Genomic DNA, 19,307 nt, shown 5'->3' with positions numbered 1-19,307 from the left:
AAGCCCTCATTCCACCCTCAGTGCCTCCACCTTCAACGCCCTGGCGTAAACCACGCCCGAATTGGTGATATGCGTGGTCATCAATTCTTCGAAGGCGGCGAACTCGCCGCGCGCGAACAAATCGCGCAGCCTGCGATGCTCGTCGAACGACGTGCGGGTCCGCACGTCGATCGGTGAGGTCAGATTGGTGCGGAGCGCCGCGACGCGGCCGGAGACCAGCTGATAGGATTCGGCGAGGTAGCGATTGCCGCAATGGGTGAACAGCGCCTCGTGAAAGGCCGCATCGGCGCGGCCATAGGCGATGTTGTCCTTCGCATTGACCGCCGGCTCCATCGCCGCGATGGCCTCGCTCATCGCGGCGACCGCACCGTCGCGATCGCAACGATAGGCGAGCTCGGCGGCCTTGGGTTCGAGTGCGATCCGGAAGGTGCAGAGCGCGTTGATGTCCTCCGCGCTCGGCGTGAACACAAAGCTACCGACCTGCGGGCGGATCACCACGAGGCCTTGCGCCTGCAGCTGGCCCATCGCCTCGCGCACCGGCGTGCGGCTGACGCCGAAGGAATTCGCCACCATTTCCTCGGAGATGGCGGCGCCCAGCGCGAACTCGCCGTCGATGATCGCCTGCCGCAGCCGCTGCATCACCCGCTGCGACAGCGATTTCGGCGTATCGAGCTTGAGTGACCGCATTCGCTGTCTCAGACGACCTTGCCGGGATTGAGCAGATGATCAGGATCGAGCGCGGCTTTCAGCGTCCGCATCAGCGCGATCTCGGTATCGCTCCTGGCATGGCCCAGCCACTTCTTCTTCAGCGTGCCGATGCCGTGCTCGGCCGAGATGCTGCCGCCCAGCTCGCGGACGAGACCGTAGATGATCGTGTCCATCTCTTCCTTCGGCTGCTGCTCGACGGAGAGGCCGGTGACCCAGGAGACCAGGTGCAGATTGCCGTCGCCGATATGGCCGTAATAGACGCTCTCGCAGCCAGCGATGCCGTCAGCGAGTGCCGCCTTGCAGCGCGTGACGAATTCGTCCATCCGGGCAACCGCAAGGCCGATGTCGTAGGAGATGTGCGGGCCCAGCACCTGGCCGAATTCGGCGCAGATGTCGCGCACGCGCCAGAAGCTCTGCGTCTGCGCCAGCGATTGCGCCACCGCGGCATCGGCCAGCAGCCCGCGCTCCATCAGCTCCTCGAGCCAGGCCTGGAAGCGCGGCGCGTCCAGGCTTTCGTCGGTGCCCTGCGCCTCGACCAGCACATAGAGGCCGTGACCTGCGGCGACCGGCGGCTTAACGCCGGCACGATTCGTGATCACGTCCCAATAGTCCGGCCACATCACCTCGAACGCCGACAGCAGCGGCCCGAGCCCGCTGCGCGCCGCATCGAGCAGCGCGATCACCGCGGCATAGTCCTTCAGCGCGCAGAGCGCGGCCATGGTCGAGCGCGGTTTCGGAAACAGCCGCAGCACCACGCGGGTGATGATGCCGAGCGTGCCTTCCGAGCCGATGAACAGATGCTTCAGATCGTAGCCGGCATTGTTCTTCATCAGCTTGTTGAGGCCAGTGATGATGGTGCCGTCGGGCAGCACGACTTCCAGACCGAGCACCAGCTCGCGCGTCATGCCGTAGCGGATCACGCGATTGCCGCCGGCATTGGTCGAGAGGTTGCCGCCGATCGCGCAGGAGCCGCGCGAGCCGAGGTCGAGCGGAAAGAAGAAGCCGGCTTCATCCGCCGCCTTCTGAATCGTCTCCAGCGGCGTGCCTGCTTTCACCGTCATCGTCATCGACGCGCGGTCGATCTCCTCGATGCCGCTCATCCGCTCGAGCGAGATCGCGACCCAGCCTGCTTCGGGCGAAGCGCCACGGCACAGCCCGGTCAGCCCGCCCTGCGGCACGAACGGCAGACGCGCCTGCCGGCAGGTCGCAATCGCATCGGCCACGCCCTGCGCATCGACGGGGCGGATCACCGCAAGCGGCGTCTGCGGCAGGCTCGCGCTCCAGTCGTTGCAATTGCGGGCAGGCACGTCGGTGCCGATCAGGACGGCGGCTGCGCCGAGCTTGTCGCGCAGGGCGCCGAGCAATTGGTCGGGCCGCTTGACCGGGGTCACCATGTTCATGCGAGACCTCCCTAAATCTGGCCGCGCCTACGCGCGCCGTGACGGTGGAAAGGATTTGCCTCTTTCTTGTATGTAAGGTACAAGATGGAAAGTAAAGCAAAAACAAGGCTCGGAAAGCCCTTTGAGATCCATTGCGAGATCAGGGGCTTGGTCCGAGGTCGCAGCTTAGAGGGTGGTGAGATGACGGAGGCAATTCGCGGGTTCTGGGTGGCATCGGCGACGCCGCTGGCGGCCGACGGCAGCGTGGACTCGGCCAAGCTCGCGGCTCACGCCAAGCAGCTCTTCGGCAAGGGGGTCGACGGCGTCGTGCTGTTCGGCACCACTGGCGAGGGCACCTCGTTCAATGTCAGCGAGCGCATTGCGACCATCGAAGCCGTGCTCAAAGCTGGAATTGCGCCGGAACGCATCGGCATCGGCGGTGGCTTCCCCGCCATCACCGACAGCATCGCACTCTCGCGCGCCGCGCTCGGTCTCGGCCTGCACCACGTGCTGGTGCTGCCGCCTTACTTCGACCGCAGCGTCGCGCCTGAGGGCATCGAGGATGCCTTTGCCGCGATCATCGACGGCGTCGCCGACGATCGGCTGCGCGCCTATCTCTATCACATCCCGCAGATGTCGGGCGTTGCGATCCCCACCGCGGTCGCCGCGAGCCTGCGCAAGCGTTACGGCAAGGTGATTGCCGGCCTGAAGGACTCCAGCGGTGACTTCAAGCAGTTCCAGGCCTTCCGTGCCGCGGCTCCCGAGCTCGCCATCACCGTCGGCAATGAGGCCGATATCGCCCGCGCCATCGCCGCCGGCGGCGCCGGCACCATCTGCGGCATGGCCAATGTCGTGCCCGAGCTGGTCAAAGGCATGGTCGAGGGCAAGGCTGTCGAGGCGCGCATGCAGGCTGCGATCGACGTCGTGCTGAAGACGCCCTCGTTCACCGCGACGCTGAAAGCGATCCTGGCGGCACAGACCGGCGATGCAGCCTGGCTGCGCGTGCGCCCGCCGCTCCGCGCATCGTCCGACGGCTCCGCGTTCAAGCGGAAGCTCGACGAGTTGACGGCTCCTGCCATCGCGTGAGCCCGCGCGAGATCGCGGCACGCCGCCGCAAATTCGCGCGTTGCGTGTTGCGGCCGGCAGGCCGGCAATTGGAGATTGCCGTCCGGTGCCGATCCCTACTTAGAACGATTCAACACTAGAGCGATTCAACTCTTCCTGCGGTTCTCTTCAATCGCCGCGACTGTTAGACGCGCCAGCTTCAATGCCGTGTCTGACCTGGAAGTGAATCGAACGTGCGTGCTCATCTGGATGGCCAACGCGTTAGCAGCCATCGAAATCATGCCGGCAAGAGCCGTGCGGGTCTTCTCATCGGAGCAGCCGTGCTGCTCGCCGAATGCCCCTCCAACATGACGACCGCGCAGGCGCAATCGGCCCTGCCGCCGGTGACGGTTGAGGCGCCGGCGCAGCGGCCGAAGCCGGTGCGTGCATCCGACCAGCCGTCACGCCGCACGCAGACCGCCGTGCGCCAGCCCAATCGTGCCCCTGCACCCGCAGCGCCGACGCTTTTGGAGCGCGCGGCGGCGGAAGCCGCCGCGCAGCAGGCCGCAAAGCTCGGCTACCGCGCGATGCCGAGCGCGACCACGCTGCGCAATGGCGCCTCGCCGCTCGACACCTCGCAGTCCGTCAATGTCGTGCCCGAGCAGGTGCTGAAGGATCAGTTGCCGCGCAATATCGACGATGCGCTGATCAATATCAGCGGCATCACCCAGACCAACACGCTCGCCGGCACCCAGGACGCCGTGATCCGCCGCGGCTTCGGCGACAATCGCGACGGCTCGATCATGCGCAACGGCATGCCGCTGGTGCAGGGGCGCAGCCTCAATGCCGCGGTCGAAAGCGTCGAGGTGTTGAAGGGACCGGCCTCGCTGCTCTACGGCATCATGGATCCCGGCGGCATCGTCAACACCATCAGCAAGCGTCCGGAGCTGTACCAGCACGGCTCGGTCACGCTGCTCGGCTCGACCTACGCGAACAACCGCAGCGGCGCCGACGGCACGCTCGACATCACCGGCCCGATCGGCGACGGCGGTCTCGCCTATCGCTTCGTCGGCTACGGCGTCAGCGAGGACTATTGGCGCAATTTCGGCCGGCACAGGGAAATGCTGGTGAACCCGTCGCTGGCCTGGTACGGCGACACGACGACGGTTCAGCTCACCTATGAGCACCGCGAGTTCATCACTCCGTTCGACCGCGGCACGTCCTTCGTCAAGGGGGCGCCGCTGGCGATCCCGGCGACGCGCCGGCTCGACGAGCCCTTCAACAATATGTGGGGCACCTCCGACCTGGTGCAGGCTTCGGTGGAGCAGAAGCTCGACGACAATTGGAAGGTCACCGCGGCCTACAGCTACAACACCGAGACCTTCAGCGCCAATCAGCTCCGCATCACAGGCGTCAACGCTGCGACCGGCGTCGAGACCCGCAGCAACGATGGCACCCGCAACTCGCTGAGCAATGCCAGTTACGGCACCTCGTATCTGCAGGGCGACGTCTGGGTCGGCGGCTTCCGCAACGAGATCCTGCTCGGAGGCGAGGCGCTCTATCGCACCATCGATCGCCACGACCTGATCCGCCATGCGACGCCGAGCTTCAATTTCTACAACCCGGTCTACGGACTGGTCGTGCCGGGCACGACCGTTTCGGCAACCGACAGCGAGCAGACCGACAAGCTCGGCACCCGCGGCTTCTTCGCCCAGGACACGTTCCATCTGACCAACTGGCTGTCCGTGGTTGGCGGCGTGCGCTGGATGGAATACGAGCAGCTCGCAGGCAAAGGTCGGCCTCTTTTCGTCACCAACACCAACCTATCCGGCGACAAGGTGCTGCCGCTCGGCGGCGTCATCGTCAAGCTGAGCGATCAGCTCTCCTATTACGTGAGTTATACGCAGTCGTTGAAGCCGACATCGACCATCGCGGCGTTCACCACCGGCTTCGTCGTCGACTCCACCATTGCGCCCGAAGAGGGAACGCAATGGGAGACCGGGCTGAAGTTCGATGTCAACAAGCGGCTGTCGGGCACCTTGGCGGTCTACGACATCGAGAAGAAGAACGTGCTGGTGCTCGATGATATCGGCAACGGCAAGTCGGCGGCGCGCACCTCCGGCGCGGCCCGGTCGCGCGGCGTCGAATTGGACGTGACCGGCAAGTTGACCGACCAGTGGAGCATGATCGGAAGTTACGGCTACACTGACGCACGCCTGATCAACGATCCCGTCGTCGGCAACGCAAAACTGCTGAACGTCGCGATGAACACGGCCTCACTCTATCTCGTCTACGATTTCGGCGACGCGCTCGCCGGACGTCTGCGGCTCGGCGGCGGCGCGCGCTATGTCGGCGACCGGCCGGGCGACGCCGCCAACACGTTCTTCATGCCGGCCTATACCGTCGCGGACATCTTTGCGACCTACGACACGAAGGTCGACAATCTGCCGGTGACCTATCAGTTCAACGTCAAGAACCTGTTCGACAAGGTCTACTACACATCCACCACCGGCAACGCCCTCAATGTCGCCATCGGCGATGCGCGGCGTGTGTCACTGTCGGCCACGGTGAAGTTCTAGCCATGGCAGCGCGGCTGGGACACGCGATCAAGGCGGTCCTGTTCCAGGTCCATTCCATCGTGGGCCTGGTTCTCGCGCTGCTGGTGTCCCTGATCGCGCTGACCGGCGCGATCATGAGTTTCGAGGACGAGATCGTCGATCATCTCAACGCCGGCATCATGCAGGTCGCGCCGCGCCAGACGCCGGCGCTGATGCCGGACGAACTTGTAGTGCGGCTGAAGGCGGCGCGGGACCTCGGCAAGGTCGCCGCTGTCACGTTGTCGAGCGATCCATCTGCGGCGGTTCATGTCCGCTTTGCCCGTGACGATCGGGGCGACCGGCCGACTTCGCTCTATGTCGATCCCTATGACGCTAACGTGCTCGGCTCGCCGCGCGGCGAAGCGTTTTTCGCGACCGTGCGCCGGCTGCATCGCTGGCTGCTCATTCCCGGCGACGGCAAGGGCTGGGGACGTCCGATCACCGGCACGATCGCGCTCGGCCTGATCGTCATGCTGGTGTCGGGCCTCGTGCTGCGCTGGCCGCGTCGGGCCGGCAGCGTGAAGATGTGGCTAAGGCCCAATCTCGGGCTCAGCGGCCGCGGACTGCACCGGTCGCTGCACACCGTGATCGGCACCTGGGTCCTGCCGATCTATCTGACGATGGCGCTCACCGGGCCATCGTTCTCCTTCGAATGGTACAAGGACGGCGTGACCTGGCTGCTGGCGCGGCCGCAAGTCACTGCTGCGAAGATGCCTGCGAAGCCGCCGCGTGCGGCCGGCCGTCCCGAGCCGACTCAGCCGATCGGATTCGATCACGCATGGACGACGTTCCAGCGCGAGGAGGGTGGCCGTTTCTCCAGGGCGTTGCTGACGCTGCCGGGCGGCCCGGGCACGGTGATCCGGATCCGGTCGTGGGGAAAAGATATGACGCTCGAAGCCACGCGCGACGAATTCCGTATCGACGCCGTCACCGGCCAGCTGGTTTCCGCGGAGCGCTATGCCGACAAGACGTTCGGCGAAAAGATCGTTGCGGCCATTTACGACATCCATCGCGGCGCGATCCTGGGCTGGCCCGGCAAGCTCGCCTTCATGATGGCCGCGATTCTGATGCCGTTGTTCGCGGTCACCGGCATCCTGCTCTATCTGTCGCGCCGCAGGTTGCGGCGTCCGGCACAGAAGCCGCTCGGACGGCTCGTTCCCGGCGAGTGAGCGGGCGAGGCGGCCGGCGAGAGGCCTGAAGACAGCTCGTCTCTTCGGTCGAGGCCTGGATACTCCAAGGCGTCCCATTGCGGCCTAAGAAGTTCTTGTCTGGGACGCTCTGGAATGGTTCGATCCTCTCCACACGCTCAGGTCGGTGGGAGACTTCTCCAGCAATGTCTGAACGAGACGAACTTGAAGAGACGGCGCTCCCTGCGGTGCTCGTCAGACGCAGTGATCTGCCCGTGCCGCTGGCTCACCCGGCGCGAAGTTTCTTCGGGGGGCTTCCCAAATTGCCTCCGCATGTCGACTGGCCGACGGCAGACGTCACGGCCTGTGAAACATTAGAGACCGTTGCGCTGACATTCGTGGCCCAGATGGACCTGGCTGAAGTGCCGGGTGCCGGCTGGTCGCCACTTCCGACGCGGGGCACGCTCTACTTCTTCTGCAGCTCCGTGTTCGTTGGCGAGAGACATCCACCCTGTCGCGTCCTCTATAGCCCGACGGACGGCAATGCGTATCCCGACCGCGCGCCACCGCCGGATTTGATGCCGTTGGCGGGCAACGAAGGTGACCGCCAGGTGAAATGGCTCGACCCGAACCTCGATTTTCATTCCAAGGTCGAATTCAAATATCCGGTGTCCTTCCGGCCGTTCCGCGACTTCTATTTCCGCGAGGATGCCGTCGGAGGCGAGCTCATGATCAAGGAATTATGTAAGGCGCTGGGGCCGGGCGAGCGGCCGGAGAATGATCTGCTTCAATTTCGAAGCGTGCCCGAGTACGAGAAGGACGAGGATTGGCCCTTCAACTGGCTGCTGGTCGCTTGCGTGGTTCGGTCCGTACTATCGTTCGTCCAGCGCGATCTGAAGCTTGGATATTGCGGCAAGCCGCTCACCGACGAAGCAGCCGTGGAATTGAAACGTCTTCGCGCCGCTGCGATCGGGTGGCTCGAGCGGTGTCGGGCGTTGACCCCAATGGATGATGTCGATGCGGACACGAAGGCAGCCTTCAGGTCCTGGTGGTTCGACATCGTGCAGGCCTACGAGAGGATGAAAGGGCAGGTGGGCACCTATGCGGGTGAAATCGCGGGAGACCTTGGCAATGCCATCAACCATACGATCCGCTGCATGGCGACGCATGATGTCGACGCTCCCGACGACGCGCCTTTGAGCTACGTTGCGAATCTCGCGCGACAAAATCATTGGACGACGCCGACCGCGGAAGATGGGCAGCGCCGCCATTTCAGAACGGCGATTCATCAGATGCTGGGATATGGCAGCGGGCCGCAGGATGCGACGGAGGAGCACCTGGAGGACATGTTGCTGCTTCAGATCCAGGGTGATCTTGCCTTTTTCAACTGGCACTCGGATATCGGCGGCGTGCTTCATTTCTGGATCGACCGCGATGCGCTTGCTCAACGCGACTTCTCGCGGGTCGTCGCCACATACGAATGCGATTAGCCTGATCTCCGAGCGTATCTCGTGTTCTCCAATATCGCTGGCCAACGCCGCCGCAATGGTTCAAAAGCTCACGGCTCTCTTCTCGAGGTCCATGCCATGAAGCTTCCGACCGTCACCCCCGCCGATATCCGCCGCGCACTGCTGCTGCGCGAGGAGATCGCGCTGCTCGATCTCAGATACGAGGCAGGCTTTGCGACGGGGCATCCGCTGTTCTCCGCCAACATGGCCGTCGACCGGATCGCGATCGAGGCCGAGACGAGGCTGCCGCGCAAGAACGTGCCGATCGTTCTCTATGATGACGTCGAGGGACTTGTCGCGACCGGCGCGGAGCGTCTTGCCGCGCTCGGCTACACCGATATCAGCGCGCTCGAAGGCGGGCTGAAAGCCTGGCGGGCGGCGGGCTATGAGGTCTTCGAGGACGTCAATTCCTATTCCAAAGCGTTCGGCGAACTGGTCGAGGCGCGCAGGCACACGCCCTCGTTCAGCGCCGACGAGGTGGCGAAACTCATCGCGGACAAGGCTGACATCGCCATCCTCGACGTCCGCCGTTTCGACGAATATGCGACCATGAACATTCCGGGCTCGGTCAGCGTGCCCGGTGCGGAGCTGGTGCTGCGGGCAGGGCAGGCCGCACCCGATCCTGAAACCACCATCATCGTCAATTGCGCCGGCCGCACCCGCTCGATCATCGGCACTCAGTCGCTGATCAATGCCGGCGTGCCCAACAAGGTCCGGGCGCTGCGCAACGGCACCATCGGCTGGACGCTGGCGCGACACACGCTCGATCACGGCGCTGACAGGCGCGGCGCGATCGGCTCGTTCGAGAGCGGCCCGGCCAATGCGCGCGACGTCGCCTATCGCGCCGGCGTTCGCCATATCGGCGCGAGCGAGATGGCTGCGCTTGTCGCGCAGACCGACCGTACGCTCTATCGCTTCGACGTGCGCGACGCCGAGGAGTATGCGGCCGGCCATCTCCCGGGCTTTCGGCATTATCCCGGCGGCCAACTGGTGCAGGAGACCGACATGGCCGCGCCCGTGCGCGGCGCGCGCATTCTCCTGACCGACGACAGGAGCGTCCGTGCCGACATGACGGCGTCGTGGCTGGCGCAGATGGGCTGGGAGGTCTATGTGCGCGAGGGCGGTTATGACGCCGCGCTCGAAATCGGCCCGCCGCGCGTGCTGCCCAAGCCCGATCCGACCCACCGCTACCGCCGGCCCTATGAAGGCACCGACGTCGCGCAAGCCGCGATGCAGGCCTATCTCGACTGGGAATACGGCCTAGTCGAGCAGCTCCGCCGTGACGGTACGCACGGGTTCTATGTGATTTGACGGTGTTATCCGTCACCCTGAGGCGCTCGCCTCTTCGGCGAGCCTCGAAGGGCGACGGCCCGGCTCCCTCCGCGCGGCTGTATCGGGGCCGTCCATCCTTCGAGGCTCCCGGCGCGATGCTGCGCATCGCGCCACTCGCACCTCAGGATGACGGGACGGCCGCCGCGGCCCGGCGCTGTAAACATCTACCACCCGCCATCTTCTCCCCGTATCCGACCCCTATTGTGCCGCGCACCGTCCACGGTCTATGAGCTGCGGCAAAGCTCATCATCTATGGAGACACCATGCCAGCCCCAGGCCAAAGCCCTGAGCGGAGTGCCAAGGCGCTGCTGCTCGAAGGCGTCAATGACAGCGCTGTCGACCTTTTCAAGGGCGCGGGCTTCACCAATGTCGAGCGGCTGACCAAGGCGCTGGATGGCGAGGACCTGCGGCGCGCGCTCAAGGGCGTGTCGCTGCTCGGCATCCGTTCGCGCACCCAGATCACCGACGAGGTGCTCGCGGCCGCCGACCAGCTTCTCGCCGTCGGCTGCTTCAGCGTCGGCACCAACCAGGTCGATCTTGCGGCAGCGCGTAAGCGCGGCATTCCCGTGTTCAACGCGCCGTTCTCCAACACGCGCAGCGTCGCCGAGCTGGTGATCGGCGAGATCGTGATGCTGCTGCGGCGGATCTTCCCGCGCTCGGTGTCGGCCCATGAGGGCGGCTGGGACAAATCGGCGACCGGCAGCCGCGAGGTGCGCGGCCGCACCCTCGGCATCGTCGGCTACGGCAATATCGGCTCGCAGCTCTCGACGCTCGCCGAGGCCATCGGCATGCGCGTGATTTATTTCGACCGCACCGACAAGCTCCGCCACGGCAACACCGAGCCGGTCGAGAGGCTGGAAGAGCTGCTGGCGCAAAGCGACGTCGTCAGCCTGCATGTGCCGGAGACGCCGGAGACATCAGGCATGATCGGCGAGAAGGAGCTGCGGGCGATGAAGCCGGGCTCGTTCCTGATCAACAACAGCCGCGGCACCGTGGTCGATCTCGATGCGCTCGCTCGCTCTTTGCGGGACGGCCATCTTGCCGGCGCCGCCGTCGACGTGTTTCCGGTCGAGCCGTCGTCGAACTCCGACCGTTTCAAGAGCCCCATGCAGGGCCTCGAGAACGTCATCCTCACACCGCATATCGGCGGCTCGACCGAGGAGGCGCAGGAGCGCATCGGCGGCGAGGTCGCGCGCAAGCTGGTCGACTATTTCATCACGGGATCGACCATGGGCGCGGTGAATTTCCCCGAAGTGCAGCTGCATCTGCGTCCCTCCGGCGCGCGCTTCAGCCACGTCCATCGCAACGTGCCCGGCATGCTGCGGCGTCTCAACGAGGTCTTCCTCCAGCGTGACATCAACATCGCCGCGCAATATCTGGAGACGGCCGGCGATCTCGGTTACGTCGTGCTCGATGCCGATCTCGGCGGCCAGGATTCCGCAACGCTGCTCCAGCAGATCCGCAGCCTCGACGGCACGGTCGGCGCGCGGCTGGTGTTCGAGCACTAAAGCATGATCCGGAAAAGTGCGCAGCGGTTTTCCGAAAAGATCATGCTTAAACAACGACCTAAAGCGCGATGACGATTCATCCTAATCGCATCGCGCTTTAGACGGCGAGGGGCCCACGTTCCGGTTGCATTCCGCCGCCAAGGCTCTCTACACTACGCCATCGACTTCGACGCGCACGTGACAAATCGCGTCGAATTTGAGCTTCAGTTGCGTGAGTGCCGCGATGGAACCGGACACCGTACTGATTGACCTCGCGCTTCAAGGCGGCGGTTCGCATGGCGCCTTCACCTGGGGCGTGCTCGACCGCCTGCTGGAAGAGAAGCGGCTTACGATCGCCGCGATCTCCGGGACGTCCGCGGGCGCGATGAACGCAGCGGTGCTGGCGGATGGGTGGACGGCCGGCGGCGCCGAGGGTGCGCGTGACGCGCTCGAACAATACTGGCGCCGCGTTTCGAAGGCCGCGGCCTTCAGCCCGCTCCAGCGCTCGCCGCTCGACCGGCTGATGGGGCGCTGGACGCTCGATACGTCGCCGGCCTACATCCTGACCGACCTGATGTCGCGGGTGCTCTCCCCCTACGACCTCAATCCGACCGGCTACAATCCGCTGCATGCGGTGCTGGCCGAGAGCATCGATTTCGAGCGCCTCGCGCGCTCGCCGATCAAGCTGTTCATCACTGCGACGCGGGTGCGCACCGGGCGAGGACGCATCTTCCGCAACGCGGAGATCACGGTTGACGTGTTGCTCGCGTCGGCCTGCCTGCCGACCATGTTCCGCGCGATCGAGATCGACGGCGAACCGTATTGGGATGGCGGCTTTGCCGGCAACCCGACCATCACACCGCTCATTCGCGAAAGCGACGCGCACGACACCATCCTGGTGCAGATCAATCCGGCCGAAAAGCAGGAAGAGCCGCGGACTGCTGCGGAGATCCTCAATCGGCTGAACGAGATTTCGTTCAACTCACCGCTGATGAAGGAGTTGCGTATGATCGCGTTGCTACGTCAGGCGGCGGACCCGGGGAGCGGCGAGGGCGCGCGCTGGGCGAAGATGCGGACCCACCGCGTCAAGAGCGACATGTTGGCGAAGTTCGGCGCCTCCTCCAAGCTCAATGCCGAATGGGAATTCGTCTCGATGCTGCACGGCGAAGGACGTCGGGCGGCCGAAACGTTCCTCGACGAGCACGGCGCGGATATCGGTCAGCGCTCGACCGCCGATCTCGACATCCTGCTGTCGGAGTGCTGAGACGTGGGGCTTCTCGGCATTCTCGTCGGGCTCGGCCTTCTCGTCCTATTCGCCTTCCGCGGCTGGAGCGTTCTCCTGCTGGCGCCGTTCGCCGCGCTCGTCGCGGCGCTGTTCGGCGGCGAGCCGCTGCTTGCGAACTTGACGCAGATCTTCATGGTGAATGCCGCGGGATTCCTGGCGCAGTTCTTCCCGATCTTCCTGCTTGGCGCCGTATTCGGGAAACTGATGGACGATAGCGGGGCGGTCACGTCGGTTGCCACCTTCATGGCGAGACGGCTCGGCGAGCGCCGCGTGATCCTGGCGGTCGTGCTCGCCGGCGCGATGGTCACCTATGGCGGCGTCAGCCTGTTCGTCGCATTCTTCGTGATCGTCCCCATGGCCCGCTCGCTGTTTCGTGCCGCCGCGATTCCGCGGCGGTTGATTCCGGCTACGATCGTGCTGGGCACGTCGACCTTCACGATGTCGGCCTTGCCGGGCACGCCATCGATCCAGAACGCGATCCCGATGCCGTTCTTCGGCACAACGCCTTTTGCCGCGCCCGGACTCGGCATCATCGCCTCCCTCATCATGGTTGGCGCGGGATTATGGTGGTTGCGCCGCGCCGAAGCCGCGGCTCGCCGTGTGGGGGAAGGCTATGGCGGGGACATGGAGGGTGCGGCCGAACGTGCCGTCGATGACGAGCTGGTCCGCGAATACGCCACCACCGCACGAGAGTTCGATCCGGCCGAGATCCGGCATGGACGGCGCAGCGAGATGTCCGCTCCGGTGGTGAGTGCCATCCTGCCGCTGGCCGTCGTCGTGGCTGTCAATCTGGTGATGTCGCTCCTGGTGTTGCCGCGGCTCGATGTCTCGTATCTGAGCGAGCAGCGCTTCGGCGCTACATCGTTGGCGGCGGTCGCTGGTGTGTGGTCGGTCAGCACCGCACTGGCCGCTGCCATCGCCACGACCATCTTTCTCAATTGGGCCCGGCTTCCCTCTCTGCGGCAGACCATGGACGCCGGTGCCAATGCATCGGTTCTGCCGGCGCTCAGCGTCGCCAGCCTCGTCGGATTCGGCGCGGTCATCGCGGCGCTGCCGGCTTTCGAAACGGTGCGCGACTGGGTGCTCGCGATCGAAGGTGGCCCGTTGGTCTCGCTCGCGGTTGCGACCAATATTCTGGCCGCGCTGACCGGCTCGGCATCCGGCGGCTTGACGATCGCGCTCGACGCGCTCGGCCAGACCTATGTCGAGATTGCCGCGCGCAGCGGCATCGACCTTGCGCTGATGCATCGCGTTGCGGTGATCGGTTCGGGGACGCTGGACATCCTGCCGCACAACGGTGCGGTGGTCAGCCTGCTCGCGATCTGCGGCCTGACCCATCGCGACAGCTATCTCGACATTGTGATGGTGGGCATCGTGACGTCGCTATTGGCGCTGCTGGCCGTGATCGCCTTGGGGAGCGTGCTCGGATCATTCTGACGGACGGTTCGACGTGCGCGATTGACGCGAGGGCGAAGGTTGCATTGAATGCGGCCAGCCGTCGACGCAACAAATCGAGAAAGCCGGGTGGAAACGATGACGCGAAAGAAAGCGAAGCTGTGTGCATTGCTAGTAAGCTCGATGGCGACACTGGGTGCAGGCACGGCGTCGGCGGCAACGCTGGCAGAGGACGCCGATGCGGTCTGCAAGGGTCTCGTCGGCGGCGCCGATGCCGTGAAGATCGACTCAGCGACCTTGCAGGCGCCCACGCCGATTGCCGTCGCCGAACGCGGGCCGACGCCGTCCGGGCGCGTCACGCCGGCCAACCCCGGCTTCTGCAAGGTGCTCGGTCATATCGATCCGGTCGACTCCAAGGCGCCGCCGATCAAATTCCAGGTCAACCTTCCCGTCGAATGGAACGGCCGCTCGCTGCAATATGGCGGCGGTGGTTTCAACGGCGTGCTGATCACCGGCCTTGCGCTGCCGCCGGCCTATCCGTTCGACAAGCCGTCGCCGCTGGCGCGCGGCTTCGTCACTTACGGCACCGATTCGGGCCACGAGACCAGGCAAGGCGAGCCGCCGCAGGTCTTTGCGCTGAATGACGAAGCCTTCGAGAATTTTGCTCACCGTGCCTACAAGAAGGTGCGCGATGCGGCCGTTGGGCTGATGGAGCGCGCCTACGGCAAGAAGCCGGACAAGATGTATTTCATGGGTTCGTCCGAGGGCGGCCGCGAAGGCCTGACCATGGCGCAACGCTATCCCGATGATTTCGACGGCATCTTCGCACGCGTGCCCGTGATCAACTGGGTCGGCCTGCAACATGCCGGCATGCGTTCGGGTCTCGTCACCATGGGTGCGGGCTGGATCAATCCGGCGCAGGTCAAGCTCGTCGGCGAGGCCGTGCGAGCGGCCTGTGACAAGGCCGACGGCTCCGACGATGCGCTGGTGCAGGACCCTGTCGCCTGCAAGGCGGCATTCAAGGTCGAGACGCTGCGTTGCGCGGCTGGCCAGAGCGGCGAACAGTGCCTGACCGATGCGCAGATCAAGGCGATCGATACCTTGCACGGGACCTACAAATTCCCGTTCACGCTTGCCAACGGTCTCGACGACTATCCCGGCTGGGGCGTGTCGGGGGAGGATACGCCGGCGATCGGCCCGACCGGCGGCTGGGTGGCGTGGTGGCTCGGCACCGCGCCGCCGGCGCAGCCGCCTGCGCCCAACAACGGCATCGCCTGGATCTACGGCGCCGGCGGCATTCAATATGTCTTCGCGCGCGATCCCAAGCTCGATGTCACCACCTACAAGGTGGAGGAGCACAAGGCGCGGCTGCTCGAGGTCTCCAGCCTGATGGACTCGACCGATCCCGATCTCGGCCGCTTCCGCGCCCGCGGCGGCCGTCTGATCATGCTCGAGCACATGGCCGACTACGCACAGAGCCCCTATGCCGGCATTCGCTATTTCGAGAGCGTCGAGCGCAAGCTCGGCAAGGCCGAGACGGCGGAGTTCGCGCGGCTCTACACCGCACCCGGCGTCGACCATGTCGGCTCCGGCGCACCGGCCAATGTCGATATGTTGAGCGTGCTGGTCGACTGGGTCGAGAAAGGCAAGGCGCCCGGCGACCTCGAAGTTGCCGAGCAGAAGGTCGAGGCACCCTCATTCGCGACGCTGCGCGCGCTGCCGCTGTGCCGCTGGCCGGCCTGGCCGCACTACAAGACGGGTGCGGTGACGGAGGCGGCGAGCTTCACCTGCGCGCCGTAAACGAGGCGGCCCGTTTGACAACAAGCTTGCGCCCGGCTATCTACTTCGCATGCGAAATAAAACGGCCGACGCGCGGCATCATCGGCTGATCTACCTGCTCAGCGTCGCGCAGCGCCGCTTGCAGCGCTGGATGGCGGCGCGGCCGGAAAACGAGGTGACGCCGGCGCAGGCGGGGCTGCTGTTCATCCTCGGCAGGCAGGACGGCGTGCTGATGGGCGAGGCGGGCGCGGCGCTCGACATGGGGCCGGCCGGCATTTCCGGCCTCGTCGACCGCACGGCGGCGGCGAAATTGATCGAGCGGCGGGCCGATCGCGAGGACGGGCGTGCCTGGCGCATCTGGCTGACGCCGAAGGGACGGACCGCGCTGGCGCAGGCGAAAGAAGGCGCGGCCGAGGTCAACGCCGCGCTGACGGACGGATTCACGGCTGCGGAGATCGACATCGTCGCGCGCTGGCTGACCAGCATTCAGGACAAGTTTCCAAGATCTTCAGAAACAAGACCTTCAGACGAATAAAAGGAGAGATCGATGACAGAGCACGTCCGGATCGAGAACAATGGCGGAATCCTCACCCTCACGCTGGCGCGTCCCGACAAGAAGAACGCGCTGACGGATGCGATGTACGGCACGCTCGCCGACGCCATCGAATCCGCCGAGTTCGATCCGTCGACCCGCGTGATCCTGATCCGCGGCGAGGGCGACATGTTCACTGCCGGCAACGACGTCGGCGAATTCGCCGCGGTTGCAGCCGGCAAGTCCGAGGGCAGCCGCAACGTCGTGCGTTTCATCCAGTCGCTGGCGCGCTGCACCCGGCCGCTGGTTGCCGCGGTGCAGGGCCGCGCCGTCGGCGTCGGCACCACGATGCTGCTGCATTGCGACCTCGTCGTGCTCGCCGACAACGCGCAACTGTCGACGCCCTTCGTCAGCCTGGCGCTGGTGCCGGAGGCTGCCTCCAGCCTGCTGATGCCGGCGCGCATCGGCCATGCCCGCGCCTACGAGATGTTCGCGCTGGGTGAGACCGTGCCGGCGAAGGCCGCGCTGGAATGGGGCCTCGCCAACCGCGTGGTGCCACTCGACAAGCTCGATGCCGAGGCGCTGGCGCTGGCGCAGCGTCTTGCCCGCCAGCCGGCCGGCGCGCTCACCGCCACCAAGAAGCTGATGCGCAACGGCGAGGCGCTGGTCGCGCAGATGCAGGCCGAAGGCGAGCAGTTCGCGCAGCGCCTGCGCACCGCCGAGGCTCGCGAGGCGTTCACGGCCTTTGCCGAGCGCCGTCCGCCCGATTTCACCAGGGTCGCGTGAGGGGATGCGGCCTGCCGGGAGGTGCGGCCGCGCACAACCGCAGGTGTTTGATTAAAGTCTTAACCAAACCTTGGCATGTCGCGATGCAAGGTGGTCGCTCGTGAAGAGCAGGCCCCCGACCCACGGCAATCTCCAAGAAATGGCAATGTTTAAGAAATCGGTAAGCTCGCTTCTCCTGACTCTGATGGCCCTGCTGGCCGTCGGCGCGCTGGCCTCGACGGCGTTCCAGATGGCCGGCGCCTTCGGCCGCTACAGCGAGAGTCTCGAGACCGAGCGGCTTGCCGCTGCCGACAAGGCGATCTTCCAGGGGGTGCTGTCGCTGCGGACCAATCGCGGCGACGCGCAGAGTGCGCTGCTCGGCGAGGATGATCCGCGCGCCAAGCTCGAAGCGGCGGAGAAGGCCGAGCAGGCCGGCTATGAGGCGGTCGGCGCCGCGCTCTCGACCGTCGACTTCGCCCGCCGCGACGAGCTCGCCGGCACGCTGAAGCAGCGCTGGGGCGAGGCCGCGCCGCAATTCCAGCTGTTTTACGACGAGGCCAAGCGTCCGCGCGCCGAGCGCAAGATTGAGCGGACCAACGCCTGGTACGATGCCGTCACCAAGGTCATCGACACCGCGAACCTCGCCTCCACCGCGGTGTCGAACCGCGCCTGGATGAACGATCCCTATATCGCACGCATGATCCAGGTCCGCCGCTTCGCCTGGCAGGTGCGCGACCGCTACGGCATCCATTGTTCGTCGCTGCGCTCGAACGTCAACAGCAGCAAGCCGCTCGACGACGCGCAGAAGCGGTCGGTGGCGCAATGGGACGGCACCATCACCTCCGCCTGGACGGGCATGGCCGAGCTGCTGGCCGCGCCCGACGTGTCGGCGGAACTGGTCACGGCAGCGACGGACGCGAAGGCCAAGACCGACGGCGTCCTCAAGCAGATCAACGAGCTCACCAGGAATTTCGACGGCAGCGGCAAGCCGGCGCTCCCCGCGGCGGAATGGAATACGCTCTGCCAGTCGCCGTTCGCGCTCATTGTCGGCGTCGCTACCAAGGCGCTGGATCAGTCGATCGCGCGTGCCGAGGCCGTTCAGGCCAAGGCTCTGACCAATCTCGTCGTGCAGTCGCTCGCCTTCCTGCTCGCGCTCGCGGTGACCATGGCCGGCGTATACGTGGTGCGCAATCGCCTGATGCGCCCGGTTCGCGCCATCCTCGACGCCATCGCCCGCATCAGCGCGCGCGACTACGCGACGCCGGTGCCGCAATCCCGGCATCCCGACGAATTCGGCACCATGGCCGCGGCGCTCGAAAGCCTGCGCGAGAGCGCGGCGACCGCCGAGCGCCTGGGCCGGGAGCGCGAATCGCAGCAGGCCTTGCAGCTGGCCCGCTCCGGTACCGTCGACGAGGCCTGCCGCAGTTTTGACGACACCGTGCAGGCGGTGATCCACAGCGTTGTCGCCTCGACGCGGGAGCTCGATGCCACCGCAACCGGCGTGCGCTCGCTGGTGTCGGAATCGAGCAGCCAGACCGCGGCGGTCTCCTCCGCCGCGGAGCAGGCCACCAACAATCTCGAGACCATCGCGGCGGCGACCGAAGAGCTCTCCGCATCCGTCGGCGAGATCTCCGCGCAGGTACAGTCGAGTGCGCGAGAGGCGCGCGAAGCGGTGTCGCAGGCCGAGCAGACCAATGCGACGGTCGAGATCCTCGACCAGACCGCGAGCCGTATCGGCGAGGTCGTGAAGATGATCAACGCCATCGCCGGCCAGACCAACCTTCTGGCCTTGAACGCCACCATCGAAGCCGCGCGCGCCGGTGAAGCGGGCCGGGGCTTCGCCGTGGTCGCAGGCGAGGTCAAGAACCTCGCCGCCCAGACGGCGACGGCGACGGAAGAGATCTCGCGTCAGGTCGAGGAGATCCAGGGCGCCACCGGTCAGGCCGTGACCGCCATCCGCGCCATCGGCGGCGCCATCAGCGGCATCGACGAGAAGATGACGGCGATTGCCGCCGCGGTCGAGCAGCAGCGCGCGGCCACCACCGAGATCTCGCGCAACTTCCAGCAGGCCGCGCAGGGTACCCGCGAAGTCACCGACACCATCGGTAGCGTCGCCAGGCTCAATCAGGAGACCGGCAACGCCGGCACGGTGTTGTCGGAATCCGTCAAGAAGATGTCGGCCGACGCCGATCGCCTCCGCGTCGCGGTCGAGGGCTTTTTGGGCGCGGTCAAGACCGCGTAGTTTCGCATCAGTTTCTCCATCTGACGTCGCGCGTTCGGCATTGCCGCAGGTCCCTCCGGCGGCTACATCTGTGCCGCCGCATCACCTATGCGGCGCCAGACGTAAGACATATCAGGGATGGAGAGTT

14 protein-coding genes are annotated in these 19,307 nt (G+C 65.7%); 12 read left to right on the top strand and 2 right to left on the bottom strand.

Translation table 11 applies throughout. From position 1 onward, the window contains the following. Nucleotides 1-6 precede the first annotated feature (6 nt). Nucleotides 7-687: a GntR family transcriptional regulator gene (locus AABA84_RS28690; RefSeq protein WP_338313834.1), complete on the bottom strand. Its 681-nt coding sequence runs from the start codon at nucleotides 685-687 to the stop codon at nucleotides 7-9. Nucleotides 688-695: 8 nt separating this feature from the next. Then, entirely contained in the window at nucleotides 696-2,108 is a 1,413-nt protein-coding gene (locus tag AABA84_RS28685; protein WP_338313833.1) for an FAD-binding oxidoreductase, read from the bottom strand. A gap of 180 nt (nucleotides 2,109-2,288) precedes the next feature. On the opposite strand from AABA84_RS28685, the gene AABA84_RS28680 reads away from it, so the two are divergent. From AABA84_RS28680 to AABA84_RS28625, 12 genes are all read left to right on the top strand, one after another. Next, entirely contained in the window at nucleotides 2,289-3,173 is an 885-nt protein-coding gene (locus AABA84_RS28680) for a dihydrodipicolinate synthase family protein (protein ID WP_338313832.1), read from the top strand. 299 nt (nucleotides 3,174-3,472) lie between these two features. After that, entirely contained in the window at nucleotides 3,473-5,710 is a 2,238-nt protein-coding gene (locus AABA84_RS28675; RefSeq protein WP_338313831.1) for a TonB-dependent siderophore receptor, read from the top strand. Nucleotides 5,711-5,712: 2 nt separating this feature from the next. Then, complete coding sequence (locus tag AABA84_RS28670) at nucleotides 5,713-6,897, top strand: PepSY-associated TM helix domain-containing protein (RefSeq protein WP_338313830.1); 1,185 nt, start codon at nucleotides 5,713-5,715, stop codon at nucleotides 6,895-6,897. Between the two features lie 164 nt (nucleotides 6,898-7,061). Further along, nucleotides 7,062-8,345 carry a DUF1963 domain-containing protein gene (locus AABA84_RS28665; RefSeq protein WP_338313829.1) on the top strand — a complete coding sequence of 428 codons (1,284 nt, stop codon included), beginning with the start codon at nucleotides 7,062-7,064 and terminating at the stop codon, nucleotides 8,343-8,345. A 96-nt stretch (nucleotides 8,346-8,441) separates the two neighbouring features. Further along, nucleotides 8,442-9,674 carry a rhodanese-like domain-containing protein gene (locus tag AABA84_RS28660; protein ID WP_338313828.1) on the top strand — a complete coding sequence of 411 codons (1,233 nt, stop codon included), beginning with the start codon at nucleotides 8,442-8,444 and terminating at the stop codon, nucleotides 9,672-9,674. 284 nt (nucleotides 9,675-9,958) lie between these two features. Continuing rightward, the gene (gene serA / locus AABA84_RS28655) at nucleotides 9,959-11,203 is read left to right on the top strand and encodes a phosphoglycerate dehydrogenase (RefSeq protein WP_338313827.1); all 1,245 of its coding nucleotides are present in this window, start codon (nucleotides 9,959-9,961) and stop codon (nucleotides 11,201-11,203) included. Nucleotides 11,204-11,426: 223 nt separating this feature from the next. Then, nucleotides 11,427-12,446 carry a patatin-like phospholipase family protein gene (locus AABA84_RS28650; protein ID WP_212246065.1) on the top strand — a complete coding sequence of 340 codons (1,020 nt, stop codon included), beginning with the start codon at nucleotides 11,427-11,429 and terminating at the stop codon, nucleotides 12,444-12,446. Between the two features lie 3 nt (nucleotides 12,447-12,449). Then, nucleotides 12,450-13,904, top strand: a complete 1,455-nt coding sequence (locus AABA84_RS28645; protein WP_212246063.1) for a GntP family permease — start codon at nucleotides 12,450-12,452, stop codon at nucleotides 13,902-13,904. Between the two features lie 141 nt (nucleotides 13,905-14,045). Beyond that, complete coding sequence (locus AABA84_RS28640) at nucleotides 14,046-15,662, top strand: tannase/feruloyl esterase family alpha/beta hydrolase (RefSeq protein WP_445083427.1); 1,617 nt, start codon at nucleotides 14,046-14,048, stop codon at nucleotides 15,660-15,662. A gap of 49 nt (nucleotides 15,663-15,711) precedes the next feature. Further along, a complete protein-coding gene (locus tag AABA84_RS28635; RefSeq protein ID WP_338313825.1) occupies nucleotides 15,712-16,176 on the top strand; it encodes a MarR family winged helix-turn-helix transcriptional regulator in 465 nt (154 codons plus the stop codon). Between the two features lie 12 nt (nucleotides 16,177-16,188). After that, nucleotides 16,189-16,959, top strand: a complete 771-nt coding sequence (locus AABA84_RS28630; protein WP_338313824.1) for an enoyl-CoA hydratase — start codon at nucleotides 16,189-16,191, stop codon at nucleotides 16,957-16,959. A 139-nt stretch (nucleotides 16,960-17,098) separates the two neighbouring features. Then, nucleotides 17,099-19,180, top strand: coding sequence for a methyl-accepting chemotaxis protein (locus AABA84_RS28625; RefSeq protein ID WP_338313823.1), 2,082 nt, complete (start codon nucleotides 17,099-17,101; stop codon nucleotides 19,178-19,180). Nucleotides 19,181-19,307 lie beyond the last annotated feature (127 nt).

Origin of the sequence: Bradyrhizobium sp. TM239 (assembly GCF_036247985.1) — a bacterium.
GTDB lineage: Bacteria > Pseudomonadota > Alphaproteobacteria > Rhizobiales > Xanthobacteraceae > Bradyrhizobium > Bradyrhizobium ottawaense.
Note: the sequence above shows the minus strand (reverse complement) of the source record. Positions and strands in the feature narration are given on the sequence as shown.

What these genes read in the sequence shown, in the direction of transcription:
- AABA84_RS28660 (WP_338313828.1), top strand. Translation starts at nt 8,442, where the DNA reads ATGAAGCTTCCGACCGTCACCCCCGCCGATATCCGCCGCGCACTGCTG.
- AABA84_RS28665 (WP_338313829.1), top strand. Translation starts at nt 7,062, where the DNA reads ATGTCTGAACGAGACGAACTTGAAGAGACGGCGCTCCCTGCGGTGCTC.
- AABA84_RS28630 (WP_338313824.1), top strand. Translation starts at nt 16,189, where the DNA reads ATGACAGAGCACGTCCGGATCGAGAACAATGGCGGAATCCTCACCCTC.
- AABA84_RS28635 (WP_338313825.1), top strand. Translation starts at nt 15,712, where the DNA reads ATGCGAAATAAAACGGCCGACGCGCGGCATCATCGGCTGATCTACCTG.
- AABA84_RS28670 (WP_338313830.1), top strand. Translation starts at nt 5,713, where the DNA reads ATGGCAGCGCGGCTGGGACACGCGATCAAGGCGGTCCTGTTCCAGGTC.
- AABA84_RS28690 (WP_338313834.1), bottom strand. Translation starts at nt 687, where the DNA reads ATGCGGTCACTCAAGCTCGATACGCCGAAATCGCTGTCGCAGCGGGTG.
- AABA84_RS28650 (WP_212246065.1), top strand. Translation starts at nt 11,427, where the DNA reads ATGGAACCGGACACCGTACTGATTGACCTCGCGCTTCAAGGCGGCGGT.
- AABA84_RS28680 (WP_338313832.1), top strand. Translation starts at nt 2,289, where the DNA reads ATGACGGAGGCAATTCGCGGGTTCTGGGTGGCATCGGCGACGCCGCTG.
- AABA84_RS28685 (WP_338313833.1), bottom strand. Translation starts at nt 2,108, where the DNA reads ATGAACATGGTGACCCCGGTCAAGCGGCCCGACCAATTGCTCGGCGCC.
- serA (WP_338313827.1), top strand. Translation starts at nt 9,959, where the DNA reads ATGCCAGCCCCAGGCCAAAGCCCTGAGCGGAGTGCCAAGGCGCTGCTG.
- AABA84_RS28625 (WP_338313823.1), top strand. Translation starts at nt 17,099, where the DNA reads ATGGCAATGTTTAAGAAATCGGTAAGCTCGCTTCTCCTGACTCTGATG.
- AABA84_RS28640 (WP_445083427.1), top strand. Translation starts at nt 14,046, where the DNA reads ATGGCGACACTGGGTGCAGGCACGGCGTCGGCGGCAACGCTGGCAGAG.